Source organism: Roseateles toxinivorans, from assembly GCF_004362525.1.
Classification (GTDB): domain Bacteria; phylum Pseudomonadota; class Gammaproteobacteria; order Burkholderiales; family Burkholderiaceae_C; genus Paucibacter; species Paucibacter toxinivorans.
The window spans coordinates 1-23,372 of the sequence record NZ_SNXS01000013.1 but is presented as its reverse complement, the minus strand read 5'-3'; the positions used below and the strand labels follow the sequence as shown (position 1 = coordinate 23,372).

Below are 23,372 nucleotides of genomic sequence, written 5' to 3'. Positions count from 1 at the left end.
CCGCGGTTCGCTGATTGCCTGAGCGCGGCGCCGGGCGCCCGGCGTATCAGCTTGCCATGCATAAGCTCATCTGTATTTAGTATTTGTCAATGGCATGATCTATGCATCATGATCCGCCATCTGAATACTGGATCACATGGAACTCCGCCAACTCGAAGCCTTCGCGGCCGTCATGTCGACCGGCAGCGTCACCGGCGCGGCCAAGCTGCTGCAGCGCTCGCAGCCGGCCGTGTCGCGCCTGGTGCAGGAGCTGGAGGCCGAGATCGGCTATGCGCTGTTCAGCCGCAACGGCCCGCGGGTGACGCCCACCGAACAGGGTTTTCTGCTCTATGAGGATGCCGAGCGTGCGCTGTCCGCACTGCGCCAGATCCATGCCCGCGCCGCCGAGATCGCCCGTGGCGACGCCCAGCCGCTGCTGCTGGCCGCCACCTCGGCCCTGGCCATAGGCTTGCTGCCCGAGGCGCTGAAAAGCGTCGAGGCGCTGCATGGCGCGGCGCCGGTGCAGCTGCGCACCGCCTCGCCGGAGCAGGTCGTGCATGCGGTGCTCAGCGGCGCGGTCCAACTCGGTGCCTGCAGCCTGCCGCTGGAGCATAGAGGCCTGCAGGTGCACTGGATTGGGCAACTGGCCTGCGTGGCCGTGCTGCGCGAGGATGACCCGCTGGCAGCGCTGGACCGCATTCCGCTGGCCGAGCTGGCACAGCGCCGGCTGATCACGATGAGCAACCCGTTCCGGCTGCGCAACCGGCTCGACGCCCAACTGGCCCAGGCCGGCAGCGCGCGGCGAGAGGCGCTGATCGAAACCAATTCGTCGATGAATGCCCAGGCCCTGGTGCGCGCCGGCCTCGGCGTGGCCGTGCTGGAGCCGTTGACGGCCCATGGCGCGCCGCTGCAGGGCCTGGTGCTGCGGCCGCTGGACACCGACATCCCCTTCTTCTTCGGCGTGATCACGCCCCAGTCGCGGCCGCTGAGCCCCGCCCTGACGGCGCTGGCCGAGGCCCTGCTGCGGGCCGCGGCGTCCCTGCCGGGCTTTGTGCAGCACGACGTCGCCCACCATGCAAAGCTGCTGCACGACAGCGGCCCCAACCGGAAGTCCGATCAATGACCACCCCAAGCAGCGGCCTGGCCGCGCTCGAAGCCCGGCTGCAGCAGGACCTGCAGCAGCTGTGCCTGCCGGCCAAGCGCTGGGTTCCTGCACGCACCGAGGCCGGCGCCGAGGTGCTGGACACCGCCATCATCGGCGGCGGCATGGCCGGCCTGGCCCTGGCCGCCTCGCTGACCCATCTGGGCGTGCAGACGCGCATCTTCGACCGCTCGCCCGCCGGCTTCGAAGGCCCCTGGGCCACGACCGCGCGGATGGAGACGCTGCGCTCGCCCAAGGAGCTGACCGGGCCGGCGCTGGGCTTTGCCGCGCTGACCTTCCGCGCCTGGTTCGAGGCCCAGTTCGGTGCCGACGCATGGGCGGCGCTGGACAAGATCCCGCGCCTGCAATGGGCCGACTATCTGCGCTGGTACCGAGCGGTGCTGGGCCTCGATGTGCGCAACCGCCAGTCCCTGCTGGCCGTGCTGCCCCGCGCCAACGGCCTGGTGCAGCTGGACTTCGCCGATGATGAAGATGGCGGACGGGCCTACCAGGTGCTGGCCCGCCATGTCGTGCTGGCCACCGGCCGCGACGGCCTGGGCGGTCCCTGGGTGCCGGACTGGGTCAAGGCGCTGCCGGGCGAGCGTTGGGCGCATTCCTCCGATGTCTGGGACGGAGCTTCGCTGAAGGGCCTGCGCGTGGCCGTGATCGGCGGTGGTGCCTCTGCGATGGACGCCGCCGCGACCGCGCTGGAGGGCGGCGCCGCCCGCGTCGACCTGCTGATACGCCGGCCCGACCTGCCCCGCGTCAACAAGGGCAAGGGCGCCGGCAACCCGGGCATGGCCCAGGGCTTCTGGTCGCTGCCGGACGAGTGGAAATGGCGCTTCCGCCACTACATCAATGTGCAGCAGGTGCCGCCGCCGCATGGCAGCACCCTGCGCGTGTCGCGCCACGCCAATGCGCATTTCCATCTCGGCACGCCGGTCAGCGGTGCCAGTCAGCGCGCCGATGGCGTGCTGCGCGTGGACACGGCCAAGGGCCCGCTGGCGGCCGACTTCCTGATCTGCTGCACCGGCTTTCGCACCGACTGGTCGCTGCGCCCCGAGTTCGCCGCCATCGCGCCCCAGGTGCGGCTGTGGCAGGACCGCTTCGCCGCTCCCGAGGGCGAGGACGATGCCGAGCTGAGCGAATCACCGGACCTGGGCCCGCTGTACGAGTTCCAGCCCAAGACACCCGGCGCCTGCCCGGGTCTGGAGCGCATCCGCTGCTTCAACTACGCCGCCGCGCTGTCGCAGGGCGCCAGCGCTGGCGACATCCCGCAGATCAGTGACGGCGCCCAGCGCCTGGCCCGCGGCCTGGCGGCGCAGCTGCTGGCCGAGGATGTGGAATCGCACTTCGCCGCGATGACGCGCTTCTCCGAGCCCGAGCTGGACGGCGACGAATGGACGCCGGCCACCTTCCCCGCCTATGAGGAACAGCAACCATGACCGGCTGGCTGCTGCGCCGCATCGCCCAGGCGGCCCTGGTCGTCGTGCTGATGACGGTGATCGTGTTCGCCGGCCTGCATGCGATCGGCAACCCGGTGGACATCCTGATCGGCGACGACATGAACCAGCAGGAGCGGCTGGAGGCGATCGCCCGGCTGGGCCTGGACCAACCGCTGTGGCGCCAGTACCTGGCCTTTGTCGATGGCGCGCTGCACGGCAATCTGGGCAAGAGCTTCGTCTACCAGGAAGACGCCGTGCGGCTGATCCTGCAGCGCCTGCCGGCAACGCTGGAGCTGGCCGTCGGTGCGCTGCTGTTGGCTGTTCTGATCGGCGTACCTTTGGGCCTGTACGCCGGCATGAAGCCCGACAATCCGGTCTCGAAGACGCTGATGGCGGCCAGCATCGTCGGCTTCTCGCTGCCGGCCTTCTGGGTGGCGCTGATGTTCATCATGGTGTTCAGCGTACAACTGGGCTGGCTGCCGGCCAGCGGCCGCGGCGAGACCCGCGAGCTGCTGGGCATCCAGTGGTCCTGGCTGACGCTGGACGGCCTGCAGCACCTGATATTGCCGGCCTTCAATCTGGCCCTGTTCAAGATCTCGCTGGTGCTGCGCCTGACCCGCGCCGGCGTGCGCGAGGTGCTGCCGCAGGACCATGTGAAGTTCGCCCGCGCCAAGGGCCTGAGCCCGGCTCGCGTGGTCATCATGCATGTGCTGCGCAACACCTTGATTCCGCTGGTCACCGTGCTGGGCCTGGAACTGGGCGCGACGATTGCCTACGCCGTCGTCACCGAAACCATCTTCGCCTGGCCCGGCGCCGGCAAGCTGATTCTGGACAGCATCAACTCGCTGGACCGGCCCGTCGTCGTCGCCTACCTGATGGTGGTGGTGGTGATCTTCGTCACCCTGAACCTGCTGGTGGACCTGCTCTACAAGCTGCTGGACCCGCGCGTGCGGCTGGAGGGCACGCGATGAGCGGCAAGAAGAAGAACTTCGACGAGCATTCGATCTGGTGGCGAGTCGCCGCCGACTTCCTGCAATCGCGCGTCGCCGTCGGCGGGCTGATCGTGCTTGGGCTCGTGGTGCTGGCCGCCCTCGTCGCCCCGTGGATCACGCCGCAGAACCCCTACGACCTGATGCAGCTGGACGTGCTGGACGCCCGCCTGCACCCCGGCACGCCCAGTAGCGCCGGCGGCTACACCTACTGGCTTGGCACCGATGGCCAGGGCCGCGACCTCTACTCGGCCATCATCTACGGCCTGCGCATCAGCCTGCTGGTGGGTGTGGGCTCGGCGCTGTTCGCGGCGGTGATAGGCACACTGGTCGGGCTGCTGGCGGCCTATGCCGGCGGCAAGGTCGATGCGGCGCTGATGCGGCTGGTGGACCTGCTGCTGTCCTTCCCGACCATTCTGATGGCGCTGATGATTCTGGCCTACGTGGGCAAGGGTGTCGGCAATGTCGTGCTGACCCTGGTGCTGCTGGAATGGGCCTACTACGCCCGCACCGCACGCGGCCAGGCGCTGGTGGAAACGCGGCGCGAGTATGTAGAGGCGGCGCGCGGCCAGGGCATTCCGCGCTGGCGCATCCTGACCGGCCACATCCTCCCCAACTGCCTGCCGCCGCTGCTGGTCATCGGTGCGCTGCAGATCGCGCGCGCCATCACCCTGGAAGCCACGCTGTCCTTCCTGGGCCTGGGCGTGCCCATCACCGAGCCCTCGCTGGGCCTGTTGATCTCCAATGGCTACCAGTACCTGCTGTCCAATGAATACTGGATCAGCTTCTTCCCCGGCGTGGCCCTGCTGGCCACCATCATCGCGATCAATCTGGTCGGCGACCAGTTGCGCGATGTGCTGAACCCGAGGTTGCAGAAATGAGCGCCAGCGACAACATCCCGACGCTCGAGGTGCGCGATCTGCAGACCCGCTTCCACACCCGCGGCGGCGTGCTGCCGGTGGTCAATGGCGTGTCGTTCACGCTGGGTCGCGGCAAGGTGCTGGGCCTGGTCGGCGAATCGGGCTCGGGCAAGTCGGTGACCGGCTTTTCCATCATGGGTCTGGTCGATGCACCGGGCCGCATCGAAGGCGGCCAGGTGCTGTTCAAGGGCCAGGATCTGCTGCGCTTGAGCGAACCCGAGCGGCGCGCGCTGCGCGGCAACCGCATCGCGATGATCTTCCAGGACCCGATGGCCACCCTGAACCCGGTACTGCGCGTCGATGCGCAGATGCTGGAGGCCGTCCATGCCCACGTCAAGATGTCCAATACCGAGGCGCGCCGGCTGGCCGCCAGCACGCTGGAGCTGATGGGCATCGCCAGCCCCGAGGAGCGCCTGCTCGCCTACCCGCACCAGTTGTCGGGCGGCATGCGTCAGCGGGTGGCCATCGCCATCGCGCTGCTGCACGGGCCCGACCTGATCATCGCCGACGAGCCGACCACGGCGCTGGACGTGACCATACAGGCACAGATCCTGTCCGAGATGCAGAAGCTGGTGCGCGAGCGCGGCACCTCGCTGATCTGGATCAGCCACGATCTGTCGGTGGTGGCGGGTCTTGCCGACGAGATCGCAGTGATGTATGCCGGACGCATCGTCGAGCACGGCACGGTGGACCAGGTGCTGGACGATCCGCAGCACCCCTACACCCAGGGCCTGATCGCCAGTCTGCCGGATGTCAATCAGGTCAATCTGTCCAGTGCCAAGAAGCGCGGCCTGCGGCTGCGCCAGATCCCCGGCATGGCGCCGAATCTGCTGAACATGCCCGGCGGCTGCGCGTTCGCGCCCCGCTGCCCGCGCGCCAGCAGTGTCTGCGACGAGATGCCGGAGATGAGCGAGCAGGCGGGCCACCAGGTGCGCTGCTTCCATCCCGGCCCAGCAGTGGAGGTCACGGCATGAGCGCGCCAAACGAACTGCCGCTGGTCGATCTGCAGGGCATCGCGATGCGCTTCGGCGCGCGGCCCGCACCGGGACTGGTCGGCCGCGCGATGCGCAGCCTGGGGCTCAACGATCCACCGGTCGTCACCCACGCCGTCGATGGGGTGGACCTGTCCGTCAAGCCCGGCGAGGTCGTCGGCCTGGTCGGTGAATCGGGCTGCGGCAAGTCCACGCTGGGCCGCATCGCCGCCGGCCTGCTGGAGCCGACCGAGGGCGAGGTGCGGGTCAACGGTCAAGCGCTCGAAGGGCTGGATGCCGAACAGCGCCTGGCCGCGCGCTTGCGCGTGCAGATGGTGTTCCAGGATCCGTTCGCCAGCCTGAACCCGCGGCTGCGCGTGTCGCGCATCGTCGGCGAGGCGGCCCGTCTGCACGGGCTGACCGATGCCGACGGCGAGGACGATTACGTTGCCGCCCAGCTGCAGCGCGCCGGGCTGGACCCGGCCCTGCGCCACCGCTACCCGCACCAGTTCAGCGGCGGCCAGCGCCAGCGCATCGGCATTGCCCGCGCGCTGGCGGTTCAGCCTTCGATGCTGGTCTGCGACGAGGCGGTGGCCGCGCTCGATGTATCGATACAGGCGCAGATACTGAATCTGTTCATGGACCTGCGCGACGAGCTGGGCCTGGCCTATCTGTTCATCAGCCACGACCTGGGCGTGGTCAAGCATCTGTGCGACCGCGTCGTCGTGATGTATCTGGGCCGTGTCGTCGAGAGCGCGCCGGTCGACGAGCTGTTCGCACGGCCCAATCATCCGTACACGCGGGCGCTGCTGGCCGAGATCCCGAGCATCGCGATGCGCCGCACCGCGTTCAACACGATACGCGGCGAGATACCGAGCCCCATCGCACCACCCAGCGGCTGCCATTTCCATCCACGCTGTCCGCAGGCCATGCCTCGCTGCAGCACGGAAGTGCCGAAGCTGCGCGGCATCGCCATCCATCACACCAGCGCCTGCCATCTGAATGACGGCGGCTGAACCTACGCACACCCGTTGAAAAGGACTCCCAGATGAACTCTTCAAGCAAGCTCACCCTGATCGCCGCCGCCCTGCTCGCCGCCGGCTCGCTGGCCTCGGCCCAGACCCTGTCCATCGCCTTTGCCGACCCGATCTCCTCGGTCGATCCGCAGCTGAACAACCATGCCGGCGACCGCTCGCTGGCCCTTCATTTCTGGGACTCCATCATCAACTCGCGCGACGGCGGCAAGCTGGAGCCGGCGCTGGCCGCCAGCTGGAAGGCGCTGGACGACAAGACCTGGGAATTCAAGCTGCGCAACGACATCAAGTGGCAGGACGGCACGCCGTTCACCGCCGATGACATCGTGTTCTCGTTCCAGCGCGCGCGCAGCGTGCCGGGCACGGTGGCCTCGTACACCGGCGCGCTGCGCACGGTGGAGTCCACCACGGCGAAAGACCCGCACACGGTCATCATCAAGACCAACACGCCCAACCCGATGCTGCCGCTGGACATTGCCTCGATCTACATCGTCAGCAAGCATGTCGGCGAGAAGTCCAAGACCGAGGACTACAACGCCGGGCGTGCGGTCATCGGCACCGGCCCCTACAAGTTCGTGTCGTACAGCCCCGGCGACCGCACCGTGTTCGAGCGCAGCCCGACCTACTACGGCCCCAAGCCGCTGTGGGACAAGGTCAACTACCGCTTCATCAGCAACGGCGCGGCGCGCACGGCAGCCCTGCTGTCGGGTGACGTGGACGTGATCGACAAGGTCGCGGTGACCGACGTCGACAAGCTGCGCAAGACACCCTCGGTCAGCGTCTACACCTACCCCGGCCTGCGCGTGCTGCTGCTGCAGCCCAGCTTCCGCCCCGGGCCCAACGAGTTCATCACCGACAACGCCGGCAAGCCGCTGGCCCAAAACCCGCTGCAGGACCAGCGCGTGCGCCAGGCGCTGTCGATCGCCATCAACCGCAAGGGCATTGCCGACCGCGTCCTGCAGGGCACGGTGACCGAGGCCAACCAGTGGATGCCCAAGGGCACCTTCGGCTACAACCCCGAGGTCAAGGACATTGCCTACAACGCCGAGCAGGCCAAGAAGCTGCTGGCCGAGGCCGGCTTCCCGCAGGGCTTCCAGGTCACCATACACGTGCCCGGCGACCGCTATCCGCAGGCCCCCGAGACGGTGCAGGCGGTGGCCCAGTTCTGGACACGCGTCGGCGTGAAGACCAAGGTCGAGGTCGTGCCCTGGTCGGTGTATTCCAGCCGCGCGACCAAGAACGAGTTCGCCGTCAGCGTGATCGCCTGGGGCAATGGCACGGGCGAGGCCGGCTACGGCCTGCTGCAGACCTTGGCCACCAACGACGCCAAGCGCGGCCGTGGCTCCAACAACTGGGGCCGCTACAGCAATGAGTCGGTGGACAAGGCGCTGGACGCCGCCACCGTCGAGTTCGACGCCGGCCGGCGCGCCGCGATGTTCCGCCATTCGGTCAAGCTGGTCACCGATGACGTCGGCCACATCCCGCTGTTCCACTACCAGAACATCTGGGCCGCCAAGAAGGGGCTGAAGGTCGTGCCGCTGCTGAGCGACCGCACGACGGCTATGCAGGTCACCAAGGTCGGCAAGTAAGGCCATGCTGCTGACTATCACGCCGGACGATGCGCTGATCGATGTGCCGCGGCGCATCGCGGTGCAAGGCCTGCGGCCGGGCGAGGGAGTCACCTTGAGCACGCGCACGGTGCGCGGGCCGGGCGTGCAGTGGCAATCGTCGGCGAACTTCCGCGCTGATGAGGCTGGCGCAGTGGACCTGACGCGCGATGCGCCGGTGTCGGGCAGCTACACGGGCGTATCGGCCATGGGCCTGATCTGGTCACAGGCACCCGAAGTCGAAGGCGCGCCGCGCGAGGTGTTCGCGGCCGAGCCGGCGGCGGCGCTGGTGACCGAGATCACCGTGACACGCGATGACGCGACAACCTTGCAGCGCTCGTTCGTGCAGCGCCTCTCTGCAGACGGCGTGACGCGCCGCGAGATCCGCGAGCAGGGCCTGGTCGGCACGCTGTTCCTGCCCGCAGGCGCCGGCCCGCATCCGGCCGTGATGGTGCTCAACGGCTCCGGCGGCGGCATCAACGAGCCGCGCGCGGCGTTGTACGCCTCGCATGGCTACGCGGCACTGGCGCTGGGCTACTTCAAGGCGCCGGGACTGTCGGACTACATCTCGAACACGCGGCTCGAGTTGTTCGAGACGGCGCTGCACTGGCTGCACGACGAGGTGAAGCCGAAGCATGGCTTCGTCGCGCTGAGCGGCCAGTCGCGCGGCGGCGAACTGGTGCTGCTGCTGGGTTCGCTGTTCCCGGATCTGGTCTCGGCGGTGATCGGCTATGTGCCGGGCGCCGTCGTGCACAGCGCGCAGAACGCCTGCGATCCGGCCACCGGTCGCGAAGGCCCGGCCTGGATCTTCCGTGGCCAGCCGCTGCCCCATCTGTGGCAGAACAACCGCACCGCGAGCTGGAAGCCCTGGGACGAAGGCCCGCAGCCGCGCCGCCACACGAATGCGTTGTTGACTGCGCTGCAGGATGCGGACGCGGTCGAGCGGGCGCGCATACGAGTGGAGCACATCAACGGGCCGGTGATGCTGCTCAGCGCCACCGACGACGGCTCCTGGCCGTCCAGCCTCTACGGCGCCATGGTCGTCGAGCGGCTGCGGGGTTTCAAGCATCCGCACCCGGTCGAGCATCTCGACTTCGCGGGTGCCGGCCACTCGATCGTCTTTCCCTATGTGCCGACCACGCAGCTGGTCTATGCCCATCCGGTGTCGGGGCGGCTGAGCACCACCGGCGGCGCGCCCGCTGCCAACGCGCAGGCCGACGAGGCCTCCTGGGCCGGCGTGCTGCGCTTTCTCAATCTTGCCGTGCAGTCGAAATAGGCCTGAGGGCCCTCCTGGAAACAACACCATGACCACAGATCTGATCGATGCCCTCACCCGCCTGGCCGCCGACAGCGCCGTGCACACCGTGCGCCATCAGCGCGACAAGGTCGTCGCCGGCACGCAGGGCAGCCACGACGCGATCTTCGACCCGGCGCTGGGCGGGCCCACGCTGGCGGAGCGCCTGCTGGCGGCCCATCTGATCGCAGGCCTCACCGGCAGCGAGGTGCTGCAGGCGCACTACCGTGAGCAGCTGCTGGCATTGCCCGCATTGACCGATAGCGAAAGGGCCGCGCTCGATGGCAAGGCCGTCGACGGCCGCCTGCAGGCCATCCTCAGCTTCACACGCACGCTGACCGAGCGCCCGGTGGACGGCGACAAGGCCGCACTGCTGAAGCTGCCGGCCGCCGGCCTGAGCACGGCCGAGGTGGTGGCGCTGGCCCAGCTGATCGCCTATGTCGCCTACCAGCTGCGCGTGGTCGCCGGTCTGCAGGCGCTGGTCGAATCGGGTGCCAGCGATACGCCCGCCGTGGCCGATGCCCCCGAAGCGCCCTTCGTCCACCCGGCGAATCTGCCCAAGCCCGGCGAGCCGCTGCGCGTCAACGGCTTCACCAGCGAGACGCTGGACTGGAAGGCCTGGCTGCCGGTACTGCAGCTGGATCAGGCCACACCCGCCCAGCTGGCGGTGCTGGAAGCCAGCCATCCGAAGGCCAAGAGCAGCGACTACTACCTGACCCTGGCCCAGCAGCCGCGCATCCTGGAAGAGCGCTCCATCGTCTTCAACGCCATCATGTATGCGCCGGGCGGCCTGTCGCGGGCCGAGCGCGAGCTGGCCAGCGCGGTGGTGTCGCGCGTCAACGGCTGCGTCTATTGCGCCTCGGTCCATGCCCAGCGCTTCGAGCAGATCACCAAGCGCAATGATGTGATCCACCAGGTGTTCACCGAGCCGCATGGCGCCGGCACCAATGCGCGCGAGCGCGCCATCGTGCAGCTGTCCATAGACCTGACCTTGCGGCCGGCGCAGTTTGGCGCAGCCCAGCTGCAGGCGGTGCGTGCCGCCGGCCTTTCGGCGCTGGAGGTGCTGGACCTGATACACGCTGTGGCCATCTTCGCCTGGGCGAACCGGCTGATGCTGAACCTGGGCGAGCCGGTGTTCCTTGGCTGAAGCCAGGCTGACGGCTAGCGATTACACTGCCGACCCATGCGCCGCACCCTGCTGGTCCTCCTGATGCTGATCCTGTCCGCCCAATGGACCTGGGCGGCGGTGGCCAGCGTGTGCGAGCATGAGATGGGCAGCGCAGCCGTACATCTGGGTCACCATGAGCACCAGCACATGGACGATTCGGCCGACACACCGTCACCCGACACAGTGGCCCACGCCGATTGCGCAACCTGCCATGCCGGCATGAGCGCGCTGCTGGTGGCCATCGAGCTGCCGCCGCCACTGGCCGCGCAGGACGCCGCGCTCACCCCCTATCGGCGCTCCATCACCCAGGGCCTGCCCGAGCGGCTGATACGCCCTCCTCACCTCAGCCATTGATCGACGACGCGCGCGCAAGGCCCTGAGCCTGCGCGCCGCCATCGCCGCGCTGCGCGCGGCGCCGATCTGGCATCGGCGGACGCTGTCCGTCGAGAACGAGGACACACATGACATCGAGATCCCCTATGGGGGCGCTGCTGGCATGCAGCGCCGCCCTGTGGCTGGGCGCCGGCCAGGCGCGGGCCAATGAAGCTATCCCCGCCACCTTGGCACAAGCCTTCAAGCAGGCCTGGAGCCAGCAAGCCGAAGGCGCCGCCGCCCCGGCGCGGCGCGATGCGGCCCAGGGCCGCAAGAACGCCGCTGGGGCCTGGACGGCCGCACCGCCGGTGCTGGAGCTCTCCGGTCGCAGTGACCGGCTGAACCGCAACCAGGGCAGCCGCGAGATCGAGCTGGGCGTCAGCGCGGCGCTGTGGTTGCCGGGCGAGCGCCAGCTCACCCTGGCCCTGGCCGACGCCGAACTGGGCGCGCTCGACAGCCGGCAGCTCGCGGCCCGCTGGCGACTGGCCGGCGCGGTGCGCGAGGCCTGGTGGGCCTTGCAGCTCGCCGCCCTGGACCAGCAATCGGCGCAGACACGTATCACGGCAGCGGCGCAGCTGGCCCGTGACGTCACGCGCCGTGTTGCCGCTGGCGACCTGTCCCGCGCCGACCAGCACCAGGCCGATGCTGCGGTGGCCACGGCCGAGGCGGAAGCTGCCCAGGCGCAGGCGGCACTGGCCCAGGCCGCGCAGACCTTGCGCAGCTGGGGGCTGGCGCCCGACCTGGCTCGGCAAGACATGGCCCTTCCTGAGCCCAATCCCGAGGCACGCGAGCTCGAAGCCGCCCATCCGGCGTTACGGGAACTCAGCGACCGGGCACGGCTGGCCGAGCGCAGTCTGGCACTGGCCAGCCGCCAGCGGCGCGGCAACCCCGAGCTGCTGCTCAGCACCACGCGCCAGCGGGCCAGCCATGGCGAGTCTTCGGCGCAGACGGTGATGCTGGGCCTGCGCATTCCATTCGGATCGGCCGGCGCCCATCAAGCCCGCCAGGCCGGCGCCAGCGCCGATCAGATCGAGGCGCAAACCCTGCTGGCCCTGGAGCAGCGGCGCTTGCGGGCCGAGGTCGAGAGCGCCCAGGCACGCCTGACGGCCGCGCGGGCCGGCGCCGAGGCGGCAGCCCGCCGCGCCATCTTGGCGCGAGAGACCCGCGGCTTCATCGAAAAGGCTTTCCGCCTCGGCGAGGCCGACCTGCCCAGCCGCTTGCGCGTCGAGCAGGAGGCCTTCGAGGCCGAGCGCCAGCAGGCCCGCGCCGGCATTGGCGTCAGCCAGGCCATTTCGGCGCTGCGGCAGGCGCTTGGCCTGCTGCCGCTATGAACAACACATCCATTCAAGAGAACACCTCCATGCAACGATTCCCTCTCTCTCCCGCGGCCGCGCTATTGGCCGTCGTCCTCTTCTTCGCTTCAAGCGCGGCACGCGCCGGCGAAGGCCATGACCATGGCGAAGCCCCGGCCGCTGCCGCCGGCCCGGCCCTGCCGCGTTTCACCGCCAGCTCCGAGTTGTTCGAGCTGGTGGGCGTGCTCCAGGGCACGCAGCTGACCCTGTATCTGGACCACGCGGACAGCAATGCCCCGGTCAAGAACGCCAAGCTGGAACTGGAGTTCGGCCCGCGCAAGCTGACGCCCAAGCCTCATGGCGATGGCGAGTTCACGCTGACGCTGGATGCCGAGCCCCAGCCTGGCGCTTTGGCGGTGATGGCCACGGTCACCACCGCCAGCGACTCCGATCTGCTGGCCGGCGAGCTCGACATCCACGAAGCCGCCCATGCCGAAGAGGCCCATGTGCACAGCGCGAAGGAGTGGGCGATCTGGACGGGCTCGGCCCTGGCCGCGCTGATCGCCGTGGGCCTGCTGGCGCGTCGCCTGATCGGCGCTCGCGCGCTGCGCACCGGAGCTGCAGCATGAACAGGCGCCTGCTTCCTGCCACGCTGCTGGCCGCCACGTTGCTGATGGCCCAGGGCCCCGCACAGGGCGGTGAGGGCCATGACCATGGCGATGCGCCCGCCGCGAGCAACTCCAACGGCCCGCAGCGTCTGCCCGATGGCTCGGTCTTCCTGCCCAAACCGGCGCAGCGCCAGATCGGCGTGCGCACCCTGGTCAGCACCGAGCAACAGCTGCCCCGTTCGCTGGAACTCAACGGCCTGGTGGTGATGGACCCCAATGCCGGCGGCAAGGTACAGGCCATGGCCGCCGGCCGTCTGGAGCCCGGCCCTCGCGGCCTGCCCTCGCTCGGGCAGACCGTGCGCAAGGGCGAGCTGCTGGCCTATGTGACGCCCTCGGCGAGCAGCCTGGAGCGCGCCAACCAGATCGCCCAGCTGGCAGAGCTGCACGCGGCACGCCAGCTGGCCGAGAAGCGCCTGGCGCGCCTGCGCGAGCTGGCCGACACCGTGCCGCGCAAGGACATCGAGGCGCTGGAGAGCGAGGTCGCCAGCCTTGGCGAGCGTGCGCAGGCCGTGGGCGGCGGGCTGTCCGGCCGCGAGGCCCTGCTGGCGCCTGCCAGCGGCGTGATCGCCTCGGCCCATGCGGTGGCCGGCCAGGTGGTCGATGCGCGCGAGCTGCTGTTCGAGGTGGTGGATCCGCAGCAGCTGCGGGTCGAGGCCCTGGCCTATGACGCGGCCGTGGCCGGCGATGTGCACAGCGCCTACATCCCGGTCGGCGGCGGCGCCAAGGTCGCGCTGACGTTTGTCGGCGCGGCGCGCAGCCTGCGCGACCAGGCCCTGCCGCTGAGCTTCAAGGCCCATGGTGAAGGGCTGACCCAGCTGGCGGTCGGTCAGCCGGTCAAGGTGGTCGTGCAATCGCGCAGCAAGGTCTCTGGCGTGGCAGTGCCGGCAACAGCGCTGATGAAGAACCCGGCCAACCAGTCCATCGTCTGGGTCAAGACAGCGGCGGAGCGCTTCGAGCCAAGAGTCGTGATGGTCGAGCCATTGGACGGCGCTTCTATTGCGATCACCTCCGGACTGAAGTCGAGTGAGCGCGTGGTCGCCATTGGCGCCGCCCTGCTCAACCAGATCCGCTAAGGAGCTTCACCATCATGTTCAAGTGGCTCCTAGACAGCAGCCTGGCCAACCGGCTGCTCATCATCATCGCCAGCCTCGTGCTGATGGCCTATGGCGCGTTCACCCTGTCACGCACGCCGGTGGATGTGTTCCCCGATCTCAACAAACCCACCGTCACCCTGATGACCGAGGCAGGCGGCATGGCCGCCGAGGAGGTGGAGCAGCTGATCACCTTCCCGCTCGAAACCACGATGAATGGTCTGCCCGGCGTGGAGTCGGTGCGCTCGACCTCCAGCGCCGGCCTGTCCTTTCTGTACGTCACCTTCGACTGGAGCACCGACATCTTCCGCGCCCGGCAGATGGTGTCGGAGCGGCTCTCGGCCATGGAGGAAGGCCTGCCCGAGGGCGTGATTCCGCGCATGGGGCCCATCAGCTCCATCATGGGCGAGATCATGCAGGTGGCGATTCCTATCGACACGGCCAAGCTGTCGTCGATGGCCGTGCGCGAGTACGCCGACTGGGTGTTACGCCCGCGCCTGATGTCGATTGCCGGCGTGGCCCAGGTGATTCCGATAGGCGGCGAGGTGCGTCAGTTCCAGGTGCAGCCCAACACCGCCCGCATGGCCGAGCTGAGCATCACCCATGAACAGCTGGAGGCAGCGCTGAAGGGCTATTCGTCCAACAGCTCGGGCGGATTCCTGGAGCTCAACGGCCGCGAGTATCTGATACGCCATCTGGGCCGCACCTCGAATCTGGAGGATCTGAAGAACCTCGCGCTGACCGCGCGCAACGGCCAGCCCATCCTGCTGCGCCAGCTCGCCGAGGTCACGTTCGCTGCGGCGCTGAAGCGCGGCGACGCCGGCTTCGAGGGCCGGCCGGCCGTGATACTGGGCATACAGAAACAGCCCACCGCCGACACCATCGCGGTCACAAAGGCCATCGAGACCGCGCTCGACGAGATGAAGCGTTCGCTGCCCTCCGGCATGGAGGCGCCCAAGGTCACCTTCCGCCAAGCGAGCTTTATCGAGGCCTCGATCACCACCCTGCAAGGCAAGCTGATCGGCGCCTCGGCCTTTGTGGCGGTGATACTGCTGCTGTTCCTGGGCAATCTGCGCACCACCATCATCGCGCTGGTGGCGATTCCGGTGTCCATCTTCATCACCGCCCTGGTGTTCAGGTACTTCGGGCTGTCGATCAACACGATGACCCTGGGCGGCCTGGCGATCGCGATCGGCGGCCTGGTGGACGATGCCGTGGTGGGCATTGAAAACACGCTGAGGCGCCTCAAAGAGGCGCGGCAGCGTATTTCGGCGCAGGCTCATATCGGCGCAGCCGATGTGAAGGACGCGTCAGCGGCCGGCCGCAGCCAAAACGTGATGCGCCGGCTCAAGGAAGACCGCATCAAGCATCCCGAGCACCGAATGAACCCGCTTGAGGTGGTGGCGGCGGCGACGCTGGAGGTGCGCTCGGCCATCCTCTATGCCACGGTGATCATCGTGCTGGTGTTCGTGCCGCTGTTTGCGCTGCCGGGCATGGAGGGGCGGCTGTTCGTGCCGCTGGGCATTGCCTTCATTGTGTCCACCTTGGCCAGCCTGATCGTCTCGGTCACCGTCAGCCCGGTGCTGAGCCTGTACCTGCTGCCGCGGATGAAGTCGCTGGACCATGGCGACACCAGGCTGCTGGCCTGGCTGAAGGTGCGCTATCGTGGCGCGCTGCAGGCCACGCTGAACCACCCCAAGGCGGCCATCGCCGCCGGCACCTTGGCGGTGCTGGCGGCGGCGGCGGCCGTGCCCTTTTTCCCGACCACCTTTCTGCCGCCGTTCAACGAGGGCACCCTGCTGGTGGGCCTGCGGCTCAACCCGGGCGTGACCCTGGCCGAGAGCTCGGCGCTGGCGCGCCAGGCCGAGGTATTGGTCAAGCAGGTGCCCGAGGTCACGCACGTGGGCCGTCGCAGCGGCCGCGCCGAGCTGGACGAGCACGCCGAGGGCGTGCATGTCAGCGAGCTCGATGTCGGGCTCAAGCCCAGCAGCGAGATCACCCGCTCGATGGACGAGATCAATGCCGACATCCGCGCCCGCCTGGTCAATCTGCCGGCGGCCATAGGCATCGGCCAGCCGATTTCGCACCGCATCGACCACATGCTGTCGGGCGTGCGCTCGCAGATCGCGATCAAGATCTTTGGCGACGACCTCGACACTCTGCGTGGCCAGGCCGATGTGCTGCGGGCTAGGCTGGCCGCCATCCCCGGCGTGGCCGATCTGGAGATCGAGAAGCAGGTGCTGGCGCCGCAGATCAAGGTGCGCATCGACTACGCGGCCGCCGCGCGTTATGGCGTTCCGGCGCCGCAGATCCTCGCCACCCTGCAATCCCTGGTCGAGGGCGAAAAGGTGACGCAGATCGTCGAGGCCGGCCGGCGCTTTGCGCTGGTCGTGCGCCTGCCCGAGAGCGCCCGCTCGGTCGAGGGCCTGGCGCAGATACTGATCGCCACGCCTTCGGGCAGCGTGCCCTTGTCGAAGCTGGCCACCATCGAGGACGGCGACGGCCCGAACCAGGTCAGCCGCGACGATGGCAAGCGCCGCATCGTGCTGTCGGCCAATGCCCAGGGCCGGGCGCTGTCCGACATCGTCACCGACATCCGCGCCGCGGTCGCCGAGACCAAGCTGCCGGAGGGCTATTTCGTCACCCTGGGCGGCCAGTTCCAGGCCCAGGAGCAGGCCTCGCGCCTGGTGGGCCTGCTGTCCATCGTCTCGGCGGGGCTGATGTTCGTGGTGCTGTTCAGCCGCTACAAGAGCACGCGGCTAGCGCTGCTGATCATGGCCAATATCCCGCTGGCCCTGGTCGGCGCGGTCGTGGGGCTGGGCCTGTCGGGCCAGCCGCTGTCGGTGGCGGCCCTGGTGGGCTTCATCACGCTGGCCGGCATCTCGGTGCGCAACGGCATCCTGAAGGTCAGCCACTACATCAACCTGATGCGCTTCGAGGGCGAGAACTTCGACCACCGAATGGTTGTGCGCGGCTCGATCGAACGGCTGAGCCCGGTGCTGATGACGGCCCTGGTGACGGCCTTCGCGCTGGCGCCGCTGCTGTTCGAGGCCGAGCGCCCAGGCACCGAGATCCTGCATCCGGTGGCGGTGGTGATCTTCTCGGGCCTGATCAGCTCGACCCTGCTCGACACCTTTCTGACCCCGGCCATGTTCTGGCTGTTCGGCCGCCGCGATGCTGAAGCGTTGATGAATGACCGCAACGCCGAAGCCTTCTGATTTTCAACCAAGGACCCATGATGAAGAACAAACTCCTGATCGCTGCCGCCCTGCTGGCGCTGGCCGGCAGCGGCTTCGCCGCCGATGAGCACGGCCACGAGCCCAAGCCGCTGCACGGCGGCGTCGTGGCCGAGGCCGCCCACCTGGAACTGGAACTGGTGGCCAGGGCCGATGTCATCGCCCTGCTTGTGCGTGACCATGGCAAGCCGGTCGGCCTGCAAGGCGCCAGTGCGAGGCTGACCCTGCTCAGCGGCACAGAGAAAAGCGAGCTGCAGCTGGCCCCGGCGGGCGAGCGCCTGGAGGCCAGGGGTGCGTTCGAGCTCGCCCCCGGCAGCAAGGCCGTGGCCACGGTCATGCTGCCCGGCAAGAAGGCGATCCAGGTGCGATTTGCCTTGAAGTAGTTCCGCCATCGGCCGTCCGGCCTCCGGGCTGGATGTTCGAGCAGGGTCGAGATCAATGACATGTCCTGATCGTGCCAAACATCACGGTCCGCGTGGCCCCCCCCCGATGCACAGGATTGCTGGCAATGGCCCCGCCCACAATCATCGGAGCACTCCCACCTTAGAGATCAACACATGACCCCCCTGCTCCGCAAGCCCGTTTCGACCGCCCTCTTCGCCCTGCTGGGGCTGGTCTCGGCAAGTGCCCAGGCGGCACTCGTGGAGCACGATCTCACCTCGGCCAACGACGGCCTGCTGATCTTCGACTCGCTGACCCAACGGGAGTGGGTCGACGTCACGCACACGACCAATATGTCGGTCAACCAGTTCCTGACCTCCAGCATCTATGCCGGCAAGGGCTTCCACCTGGGCACCACCGCCGACATCACGCAGTTCTTCCTGAATGCCGGGGCGTCCGCAGTGAACGCCAACGGTAACTTCAACCCGGTGAGCGCGAGCTATGCGGCGGCGGTGCTGCTCAATGACTTGATGGAGCATCAAATTCCGTGGCTCGACAGCAGCGGCAACCCCTGGGTCCACGGCTACGAGGACTACGGCAACGGCACCAGCCTGACGATTGCACGCTTCGCCGTGGGTGAGGCCATTGGCCGCACGACCGGCACCGCGACCTTCGACACCGGCACCAATGGCACCAACTGGTCGCGCGACACCACCCATGGCGCGGTGGGCATCTTCGCCTGGCGCGATGCGGCCGGCCAGGTGCCGGAGCCGGCCAGCCTCGCGCTGGTGAGCATTGCCCTGCTGGGTGCATTCGCCGTCGGCCGCAAGCGCGCACCCCGCTGAACGCGCCGGCGGGCAGGCTCAGGCGCCGAAGTACCTCCAGCTCCCTTCGGAGACGGGCTCGACCCTGCCATCCGCCACCTCGCTGGCGGTCTGGTCATCGATGCACAGCTGGAGCTTCATCGTGCTAGGGCCTGTCCAAGGGGCCCAGCGCCGCCGGATCCATCCAGAACGCGCCCCACAGGTGCCCGTCCGGGTCGATCAGCGGGGCGAGATGATTACCATCGGGGATGCTTTCCCTCAAGGCCGTGCGATGCTGACTGTCCAGGTGCGACGAACACTGCTGGTTGATACCGAAGCGGGACCAGGGCAGCTCAGCGCAGCCAGCGGCCTGGTTCGGATCGGCCTCCGGTTGTATGTCGTCGCCGATGACGAGAACAAGCTTGGCATGTTCGGCCTCGCGGACGATCAAGCCGGCACGCTTGTGCGCATCTTCGATGGCGAGTTGCCATCCTCGCGCAAGGCTCGCAAAGCCGCCAAGCCGGACCTTGAGTCGCTTGCCTTGCTGCCAGCATTCCCTGGCTGCCCGAACGGCGCGTTGCTGGCCTTGGGGTCGGGGTCGCGCATTCATCGACAACGCGCCGCTCTGCTGGCGCTTGACGACGCAGGTGAGGTCGATGGCGCCGTCCGGGAGCTCGATCTTTCGCCCTTGTATGCCCCGCTGCACGCGCGGCACGAACAACTGAATATCGAAGGCGCCTTTGTCAGCGAAGGCGCTTTCTGCCTTCTGCAACGGGGCAATGAAGCCGCCCCGATCAATGCCCTGATCGCCTTTGACTGGGCTGAGACCCAGGCCTGGCTGCGTGGCGTTGGCCCAGCGCCTCAGCCAGTATCAAGCACCCGGTACGACCTCGGCGACATTGACGGCGTGCCCTTATGCTTCACCGATGGCGCAGCGCTGCCGGATGGTGGCTGGGTGTTTTGTGCTGCAGCCGAAGCCACCGACGACAACTATGCCGACGGCCCTTGCCACGGGTCCGCAGTCGGCATCGTCGCTGGCAATGGCGAACTACGCACCTTGCTGCCCCTGTCCTTGAGATGCAAGACAGAAGGCATTGCCGTCACGGTCGAGAGCGGCCTGCTGCAACTGCTGATGGTGACCGACGCCGACGATCCCGACACGCCCGCCTTGCTGCTGGGAGCGACGCTGGAGCCTCCAAGCCCTTGATTTGAATGGCCGTTTCGAGTTGACTAGGCCACTGCAGCGATGCAACGATCGCGCAGACTGCTGCCCGCCCCGTGCGAGGTCAGTACCCGCTGTCGTCCGTGCCAGAAACAGGGTCTGGACCCTCGACCCAAGGTGAGGACAACGTCATTCGACAGCCGCAGACTCGTTGTGCCGCTCAGGCTCCGTGGTGCGGAGGATTTCGTTCAGAACGGAAGTGGCGTAATTCCCGGCGGGCAAAGAGAACGTGAGCACCAGTTGATCGGCTTGCGGCCAATCCCATGACATGTCCACCGGCCTGGCCACCAGGGCGCGGCGCGCCTGATCCAGACCGGCGTGTTCCATGCCGTCGCACAGGGTGGCGTGACGTTCAGCCACGCCCATTTCCAGGGCCTGCGCTTGATCGGTGGTGATCACGCGGCCCCGTCCCCAGAGTGGTCCGGTGGGCCGGCCCGCCTCGTCCATCACGTCTCCGGGCAGGGTCTTGCCCCAGAGTCCCTGCCGCATTCGCAGCGCCAGCACTTCATTGAAGACGAAGGAGCGCACCGCCGACAGGTAGATGCCCTTCTTCTTCGGGTTGCGCACGCGGATTTCGCGCGCCAGCATGGCGCGGCCCTGCTCGACGTTGCCGCCCTCAAAGCCGAAACGCTGAGCGCCGAAATAGTTGGGCACGCCCTGTGACGCAACGGCCTGAAGATTGGCCTCAATGGCCTCGCGGTCTCCGGCCACGTCACGCAGCACGATGCGGAATCGGTTGCCCTGCAGATCACCGGGGCGCAGCTTCTTCACGTGGCGGCTCTGAGTCAGCACCTTGAATTCCGGGTGCCGAAGCTGGGCCAGGTCGGGCGTCTCGCCCTTCGGCAGATAGATGCTGAACCACTGACGGGTGATGGCGTATCGGTCCTTGAGGCCGGCATAGCCCACGTCCCTTTCCTGCACGCCGGCGGCCTCGGCCAGTTGCTGGGCGACGAAGGCGGTGTTGGCACCGTTCTTTTCGACGTCCAGCCAGATGTGTTCGCCCTCACCGGAGGGCAGCTGCTGCGGCAGTTCGGTCACGATGAAATCCTCGTTGAGGAGCTTCAGCGTGGCGCTGGCGCCGCTGGCCGGATAAGCGTTGGGCCACTGCGGCAAGGTCGTGTATTGAGCGTCGGTCATTCGACCGTCACGCTCTTGGCCAGATTGCGTGGTTTGTCCACATCCGTGCCCCGCGCGCAGGCGGTGTGATAGGCCAGCAGTTGCAGCGGCACCGTGTGCAGGATGGCGGACAGGGCGCCGTAGTGCTCGGGCATGCGGATCACATGGACACCGGCTTCGCTCTCGATCTTCGTATCGCTGTCGGCAAACACGAACAGCTCGCCGCCGCGGGCGCGGACTTCCTGGATATTGCTCTTCAGCTTTTCCAGCAGTGCGTCGTTGGGCGCCACGGTGACCACCGGCATGGCGCTGGTGACCAGGGCCAGCGGGCCGTGCTTCAGTTCACCGGCCGGGTAGGCCTCGGCGTGGATGTAGCTGATTTCCTTGAGCTTGAGCGCGCCTTCCAGCGCGATCGGGTAGTGCAGGCCGCGGCCCAGGAACAGGGCGTTTTCCTTGCGCGCGAATTCCTCGCTCCAGGCAATGATTTGCGGCTCCAGCGCCAGCACCGCCTGCACGGCCACCGGCAGATGGCGCAGCGCCTTCAGGTGCTCGGCTTCCTGCTCGTCATTCAGATGGCCGCGGGTCTGCGCCAGCGCCAGCGTCAGCAGGAACAGGCCCACCAGCTGGGTGGTGAAGGCCTTGGTCGACGCCACGCCGATCTCGGCACCCGCGCGGGTGATGTAGGCCAATCTGCACTCGCGCACCATCGCGCTGGTGGACACATTGCAGACCGTCAGCGTGTGCTCCATGCCTAGCGATCGCGCGTGCTTCAGTGCCGCCAGCGTATCGGCCGTCTCGCCGCTTTGCGTGATCGTCACCACCAGGGTGCGCGGGTTGGGCACGCTGTCGCGATAGCGGTACTCGCTGGCCACCTCGACGCTGGTCGGTATCTTGGCCATGCTCTCGAGCCAGTACTTGGCCGTCAGGCCGGCGTAGTAGCTTGTGCCGCAGGCAAGAATCAGCACCGAGTCGACGTCCTTGAAGATGCGATAGGCGCCATCGCCGAACAGCTCGGGCGAGATGCCCTCAACCGAATCCAAGGTGTTGGCTATCGCCACCGGCTGCTCGAATATCTCCTTCTGCATGTAGTGGCGATAGGGGCCCAGCTCGGCCGCGCCGGTATGGGCGTGCACGGTGCGCACCTCGCGCTGCACGGCCTGGTAGCGGCCCTGGGCATCGCGGTTGGAGATCCAGACCTTGCCCATTTGCAGATCCACGACATCGCCCTCTTCCAGATAGACGATCTGGTCGGTCACGCCGGCCAGGGCCATCGCGTCGGAGGCGACGAAGTTCTCGGTCTCGCCAACTCCCAGCACCAGCGGCGAGCCATGACGAGCGCCGATCACGCGGTGCGGCTCGTCGCGGCAGAACACCGCGATGGCATAGGCGCCGCGCAGGCGCAGCAGGGCCTGCTGCACGGCCTCCAGCAGATCGCCGTTATAGAGCTGGTCGACCAGGTGGGCGATGACCTCGGTGTCGGTCTGGCTGTCGAACTGGTAGCCGCGGGCCTTCAGTTCGGCGCGCAACTCGTCATGGTTCTCGATGATGCCGTTGTGCACCAGGGCGATACGGCCCGGCCCTTGCGGGTCGACGCCGGGGCCCTTGGAGAAGTGCGGGTGCGCGTTGTGCACCGCCGGCACGCCATGGGTGGCCCAGCGGGTGTGGGCGATGCCGGTGCCGCTGTGGATATGGTCTTCGGCCACCTGGGCGTCCAGCTCGGCCACGCGCGAGGTGCTGCGGGCGCGCTTGAGCTCGGCGTCCTGGTGCACGGCCACGCCGCAGGAGTCATAGCCACGATACTCCAGCCGCTTCAGGCCCTCGATCAGGATGGGAACGATGTTGCGATTGCTGACTGCGCCGACGATGCCACACATGGTTTGACTCCGGTGAATTGAACTCTGGCGGCATCGTAGGCAGACTTGCCAATTAGTTGCTTTCAAAATTCGACATAAATTGCAACAATCAACCACCCAATGCAATTCGTGATGAATTAATTCACACATCGATGACATATGAATGATTCCGTCACATCGATTGAACTGGACGCCACCGATCTGCGCCTGCTGGATTTGCTGCAGCAGGATGCCTCGCTGTCCAACCAGGATCTGGCCCAGCGTGCCCATGTCTCACCGGCCACCTGCCTGCGCCGCGTCAAGCGCCTCACGGACAGCGGCGTGATCGAGCGTCGCGTGGCCCTGTTGTCACCCGAGAAGCTGGGTGTCGGCCTCTCGGCCATCGTCGAAATCACGCTGGACCGCCAGGGTGCCGAGCATCTGCAGGCCTTCGAGCAGCGTGTGCTGCTCGACGCAGCGGTGCAGCAGTGCTACCGCGTCGCCCCCGGCCCCGACTTCGTGCTGATCGTCCAGGTGGCCGATATGCCGGCCTATCACTCGCTGGTGCAGCGCCTGTTCACGCAAGATGCGAACGTGCGCAATGTGAAGAGCTATTTCAGCGTGCACCGGGCGAAGTTCGAGCCGAGGGTGATGCTGCCCAGCCTCGGCTGACCGGTAGCCCGGATGAAATCCGGGGTCTCAGCGTCCACAGTGAACCCCGGATTGCATCCGGGCTTGTATGTTCGGGGCAGCACCTTCAGACGCAGCGACTGAGGGTGCCGAGGTGGAGGGACTATCCGGGCTATCTGCC

The 23,372-nt window shown here is 67.8% G+C and carries 20 protein-coding genes; 18 read left to right on the top strand and 2 right to left on the bottom strand.

All coding sequences use genetic code 11. The annotated features are described in order from the left end of the window. Positions 1 to 136: 136 nt before the first annotated feature. From DES47_RS25770 to DES47_RS25690, 17 genes are all read left to right on the top strand, one after another. Positions 137 to 1,102: a LysR family transcriptional regulator gene (locus tag DES47_RS25770; protein ID WP_133703657.1), complete on the top strand. Its 966-nt coding sequence runs from the start codon at positions 137 to 139 to the stop codon at positions 1,100 to 1,102. Then, positions 1,099 to 2,565, top strand: a complete 1,467-nt coding sequence (locus DES47_RS25765; RefSeq protein WP_133703656.1) for a SidA/IucD/PvdA family monooxygenase — start codon at positions 1,099 to 1,101, stop codon at positions 2,563 to 2,565. Before DES47_RS25770 ends, DES47_RS25765 begins: the two co-directional genes overlap by 4 nt. Continuing rightward, positions 2,562 to 3,536: an ABC transporter permease gene (locus DES47_RS25760; protein WP_133703655.1), complete on the top strand. Its 975-nt coding sequence runs from the start codon at positions 2,562 to 2,564 to the stop codon at positions 3,534 to 3,536. The genes DES47_RS25765 and DES47_RS25760 overlap by 4 nt, the downstream gene beginning before the upstream one ends. Then, positions 3,533 to 4,435: an ABC transporter permease gene (locus DES47_RS25755; protein ID WP_133703654.1), complete on the top strand. Its 903-nt coding sequence runs from the start codon at positions 3,533 to 3,535 to the stop codon at positions 4,433 to 4,435. Before DES47_RS25760 ends, DES47_RS25755 begins: the two co-directional genes overlap by 4 nt. Then, positions 4,432 to 5,448, top strand: a complete 1,017-nt coding sequence (locus DES47_RS25750; protein ID WP_133703653.1) for an ABC transporter ATP-binding protein — start codon at positions 4,432 to 4,434, stop codon at positions 5,446 to 5,448. Before DES47_RS25755 ends, DES47_RS25750 begins: the two co-directional genes overlap by 4 nt. Continuing rightward, positions 5,445 to 6,461: an ABC transporter ATP-binding protein gene (locus DES47_RS25745; protein ID WP_133703652.1), complete on the top strand. Its 1,017-nt coding sequence runs from the start codon at positions 5,445 to 5,447 to the stop codon at positions 6,459 to 6,461. Before DES47_RS25750 ends, DES47_RS25745 begins: the two co-directional genes overlap by 4 nt. A 32-nt stretch (positions 6,462 to 6,493) precedes the next feature. Next, positions 6,494 to 8,068 carry an ABC transporter substrate-binding protein gene (locus tag DES47_RS25740; RefSeq protein ID WP_133703651.1) on the top strand — a complete coding sequence of 525 codons (1,575 nt, stop codon included), beginning with the start codon at positions 6,494 to 6,496 and terminating at the stop codon, positions 8,066 to 8,068. 4 nt (positions 8,069 to 8,072) lie between these two features. Continuing rightward, positions 8,073 to 9,362: an acyl-CoA thioesterase/BAAT N-terminal domain-containing protein gene (locus tag DES47_RS25735; protein ID WP_133703650.1), complete on the top strand. Its 1,290-nt coding sequence runs from the start codon at positions 8,073 to 8,075 to the stop codon at positions 9,360 to 9,362. A 28-nt stretch (positions 9,363 to 9,390) separates the two neighbouring features. Continuing rightward, positions 9,391 to 10,527, top strand: a complete 1,137-nt coding sequence (locus DES47_RS25730) for a CMD domain-containing protein (RefSeq protein WP_133703649.1) — start codon at positions 9,391 to 9,393, stop codon at positions 10,525 to 10,527. A 36-nt stretch (positions 10,528 to 10,563) separates the two neighbouring features. Next, complete coding sequence (locus tag DES47_RS25725) at positions 10,564 to 10,902, top strand: DUF2946 family protein (protein WP_133703648.1); 339 nt, start codon at positions 10,564 to 10,566, stop codon at positions 10,900 to 10,902. A gap of 107 nt (positions 10,903 to 11,009) precedes the next feature. Then, the gene (locus DES47_RS25720; protein ID WP_243748467.1) at positions 11,010 to 12,251 is read left to right on the top strand and encodes a TolC family protein; all 1,242 of its coding nucleotides are present in this window, start codon (positions 11,010 to 11,012) and stop codon (positions 12,249 to 12,251) included. A 29-nt stretch (positions 12,252 to 12,280) separates the two neighbouring features. Further along, positions 12,281 to 12,841, top strand: coding sequence for a hypothetical protein (locus DES47_RS25715; RefSeq protein ID WP_133703647.1), 561 nt, complete (start codon positions 12,281 to 12,283; stop codon positions 12,839 to 12,841). Further along, complete coding sequence (locus DES47_RS25710; protein WP_133703646.1) at positions 12,838 to 13,953, top strand: efflux RND transporter periplasmic adaptor subunit; 1,116 nt, start codon at positions 12,838 to 12,840, stop codon at positions 13,951 to 13,953. The genes DES47_RS25715 and DES47_RS25710 overlap by 4 nt, the downstream gene beginning before the upstream one ends. A 14-nt stretch (positions 13,954 to 13,967) precedes the next feature. Further along, positions 13,968 to 17,189 (top strand): efflux RND transporter permease subunit, encoded by a 3,222-nt coding sequence (locus DES47_RS25705; protein ID WP_133703645.1) that lies wholly within the window; start codon positions 13,968 to 13,970, stop codon positions 17,187 to 17,189. A gap of 20 nt (positions 17,190 to 17,209) precedes the next feature. Beyond that, entirely contained in the window at positions 17,210 to 17,590 is a 381-nt protein-coding gene (locus DES47_RS25700) for a hypothetical protein (RefSeq protein WP_133703644.1), read from the top strand. Between the two features lie 174 nt (positions 17,591 to 17,764). Further along, entirely contained in the window at positions 17,765 to 18,433 is a 669-nt protein-coding gene (locus tag DES47_RS25695) for a PEP-CTERM sorting domain-containing protein (RefSeq protein WP_133703643.1), read from the top strand. A gap of 211 nt (positions 18,434 to 18,644) precedes the next feature. Beyond that, entirely contained in the window at positions 18,645 to 19,598 is a 954-nt protein-coding gene (locus DES47_RS25690) for a DUF6929 family protein (protein ID WP_133703642.1), read from the top strand. A gap of 144 nt (positions 19,599 to 19,742) precedes the next feature. On the opposite strand, the gene truD is transcribed toward DES47_RS25690, so the two are convergent. Together truD and glmS are read right to left on the bottom strand one after the other, a co-directional pair. After that, positions 19,743 to 20,750 (bottom strand): tRNA pseudouridine(13) synthase TruD, encoded by a 1,008-nt coding sequence (gene truD, locus DES47_RS25685; protein ID WP_133703641.1) that lies wholly within the window; start codon positions 20,748 to 20,750, stop codon positions 19,743 to 19,745. Continuing rightward, positions 20,747 to 22,603 (bottom strand): glutamine--fructose-6-phosphate transaminase (isomerizing), encoded by a 1,857-nt coding sequence (gene glmS / locus DES47_RS25680; RefSeq protein WP_133703640.1) that lies wholly within the window; start codon positions 22,601 to 22,603, stop codon positions 20,747 to 20,749. The genes truD and glmS overlap by 4 nt, the downstream gene beginning before the upstream one ends. A gap of 138 nt (positions 22,604 to 22,741) precedes the next feature. Here glmS and DES47_RS25675 point away from each other — a divergent pair, with 138 nt between their 5' ends. Then, positions 22,742 to 23,233 (top strand): Lrp/AsnC family transcriptional regulator, encoded by a 492-nt coding sequence (locus DES47_RS25675; protein WP_133703639.1) that lies wholly within the window; start codon positions 22,742 to 22,744, stop codon positions 23,231 to 23,233. The last annotated feature ends 139 nt before the right edge of the window (positions 23,234 to 23,372 follow it).